This window comes from Streptomyces sp. SID8352 (assembly GCF_009862265.1).
Taxonomy (GTDB): Bacteria; Actinomycetota; Actinomycetes; order Streptomycetales; family Streptomycetaceae; genus Streptomyces.
On sequence record NZ_WWGX01000098.1, the window covers coordinates 1 to 2852 of the forward strand.

Genomic DNA, 2852 nt, shown 5'->3' on the forward strand with positions numbered 1-2852 from the left:
GACGGCCGCGTCCCGGAGCGTCCCGAGGGGGGAGCCGGGCCGGAGGGAGGGGTCGTTGGTGACCAGTGCGGCGATGTTGACGATGGCGGTGCTGCCGCCCGGGGCGGGCGGGCCGGCGGGGCCGGTGCGGGTGTCCGTGCTCATGGTGTCCCTGGCGTCGTCGGGGCGGGTGCGGGTGGTCCGGGGGTCATCGGCCGAGTGCCCCGACGGCCCGTGCGAGAGCCCCGGGCACGTCGGGGACGAGGGTGTGCGCCCCGTCGCGGACGATGTGCCGTCCGCCGACGACGGTGTGGCGCACATCGGCCGCCGTCGCGGCGAACACGGCAGTCTCGGCGCCCAGCCGGGGCGGCGGTCCCGCCGTCCTGACGGAGTCCAGCGCGATCGTCGTCAGATCGGCGCGGGCGCCCGGCTCGATGCGTCCGGCGTCGTCCCAGCCGAGGGCGGCGTGGCCGTCGGCGGTGGCGGCGCGGAGCAGCGCGGCGGCCGTCCAGTGGCCGCGTGTGCGGGTGCGCAGGCGCTCGTTCAGCTCCAGGGCGCGGGCCTCCTCCAGCAGGTCGACGACGGCGTGGCTGTCGGAGCCGAGGGAGAGCGGGGAGCCCGCCCGCTGGAGGGCGGCGGCGGGCCCGATGCCGTCGGCCAGGTCGCGTTCGGTGGTGGGGCACATGCAGGTGCCGGTGCGGCTGGAGCCGAGCAGGGCGATGTCCTCGTCGGTGAGGTGCGTGTTGTGGACGCCGGTGGTGCGGGGGCCGAGGACGCCGTGTTCGGCGAGGAGCCGGGCGGGGGTGCGGCCGTGGGCCCGCAGGCAGGCGTCGTTCTCGGCGGTCTGCTCGGACAGGTGCGCGTGGAGCGGCGCCGCCCGCTCCTGCGCCCACCGGGCCACGGTCTCCAACTGGTCCGCGGGCACGGCCCGTACGGAGTGGACGGCCGCCCCGATCCGCGCGTGGTCCCGCTCCCGGAGCAGCGCGGCGCGGGCGGCCCAGTCCTCGGCCGTGCCGTCGCTGAAGCGGAGCTGGTGGGCGGTGGGGGGCTCGCCGAAGCCGGCGGAGAGGTAGCAGGTGTCGAGGAGGGTGATGCGGATGCCGGCGTCGGCGGCGGCCTCGATCAGGGCCTCCCCCATCGCGTTGGGGTCGGCGTAGGGGGTGCCGCCGGGGGCGTGGTGCACGTAGTGGAACTCGCCGACGGCGGTGATCCCGGCGAGGGCCATCTCGGCGTACACCGCGCGGGCGAGGTCCCGGTAGCCGTCGGGGGTGAGCCGGGCGGCGACGGCGTACATCGTCTCGCGCCAGGTCCAGAAGGTGCCGCTGCCGACCTGGACGGTGCCGCGCAGGGCGCGGTGGAAGGCGTGCGAGTGGGCGTTGGCCAGCCCCGGCAGGGTCAGTCCGCGCAGCACCTCGGCACCGGGCGGCGGGGCGGCCACCCCGGTGCGGACGGCGGTGACGCGGCCCCCGGCGGTGTCGAGGGCGACGCCCGGCTCGGCGCGGGTGCCGAGCCAGGCGTGCTCCAGCCAGTACGTCCGGGCCGGGCCGGTGGTCCGCTGGGTGGGGGTCACGTGCAGGCCAGTCCTTCCAGTGCGTCGGTCAGCGCGTCCACCCCGGCCAGGCAGTCGTCCTCGGCGGCGTGCTCGGCCGGGGAGTGCGAGACCCCGGTGGGGTTGCGGACGAACAGCATGGCGGTCGGGACGCGTCCGGCGAGGATTCCGGCGTCGTGTCCCGCGCCGGTGCCGAGGACGGGCACGGACCGCTCGGCGGCGCCGCCCAGGAGGCGGACGAGTTCGTCGCGGAGCGCGTGGTCGAACTCGACGACGGGGGTGAAGGACTCCCGGACGACGTCGAGGTCGACGCCGTGGGCGGCGGCGTGCTCGCGGGCGGCCTTCTCGATCCCGGTGACCACGGCGTCCAGCCCGTCCTGGCCGGGGGCGCGGGAGTCGAGCCAGCCGCGCACCAGGGAGGGGACGGCGTTGACTCCGTTGGGCTCGACGCCGATCTTGCCGAAGGTCGCGACGGCACCGGCGAGCCGGGCCTCGCGGCGGGCGGCGAGCACGGTCTCGGCGTAGGGCAGCATCGGGTCGCGGCGGTCGGCGAGGGCGGTGGTGCCGGCGTGGTTGGCCTCGCCGCGGAAGTCGAACCGCCAGCGGCCGTGCGGCCAGATGGCGGAGGCGACGCCGACGCGGTCGCCGGACAGGTCGAGGGCGCGGCCCTGTTCGACGTGGAGTTCGACGAAGGCGCCGATGCGGGCGAGCCGTTCGGGGTCGGGGCCGATGGCGTCCGGGTCGTGTCCGGCCGCCTCCATGGCCCGCCGCAGGGTGACTCCGTCGGCGTCGGTGAGGCGGTGGGCCTGCTCGGGGGTGACCGCTCCGGCGGTGAGCCGGGAGCCGACGCAGGCGAGGCCGAAGCGGGCGCCCTCCTCGTCGCCGAAGTTGACGATGCCCACCGGCCGGGTGAACCGCGCCCCCCGCTCGCGCAGCGCGTCCAGGGCGGCGAAGGCGGAGACCACGCCGAGGGGGCCGTCGAAGGCGCCGCCGTCGGGCACGGAGTCCAGGTGGGAGCCGGTGACCACAGCGTCCCCGGCGGCCGGGTCGCCCTGCCAGGCCCACTGGTTGCCGTTGCGGTCCACCTCGTAGGCCAGTCCCCGGCCCTCGGCCTGCTGCCGGAACCAGGCCCGGCAGTCGGTGTCGGCGCCGGTCCAGGCGAAGCGGCGGTAGCCGCCGGAGGCGGCCGAGCGGCCGACGGGCAGCAGCTCGGCCCACATCTCGTGGAAGCTCACGCGTCGTCACCCTCGCGCATCGGCACCCGCACGCCGCGTTCGCCGGCGACGGACTCCGCGATGTCGTAGCCCGCGTCGACGTGCCGGAT

The 2852-nt window shown here is 77.1% G+C and carries 2 protein-coding genes and 1 pseudogene; all 3 read right to left on the reverse strand.

What is annotated here, in order from left to right:
• A pseudogene (locus GTY84_RS29360) lies at positions 1 to 144 on the reverse strand (imidazolonepropionase); the annotation flags it as partial.
• A gap of 43 nt (positions 145 to 187) precedes the next feature.
• Positions 188 to 1549: a formimidoylglutamate deiminase gene (locus GTY84_RS29365; RefSeq protein WP_161229443.1), complete on the reverse strand. Its 1362-nt coding sequence runs from the start codon at positions 1547 to 1549 to the stop codon at positions 188 to 190.
• Positions 1546 to 2763 (reverse strand): allantoate amidohydrolase, encoded by a 1218-nt coding sequence (locus GTY84_RS29370; protein ID WP_161229444.1) that lies wholly within the window; start codon positions 2761 to 2763, stop codon positions 1546 to 1548. Before GTY84_RS29370 ends, GTY84_RS29365 begins: the two co-directional genes overlap by 4 nt.
• Positions 2764 to 2852: the final 89 nt, after the last annotated feature.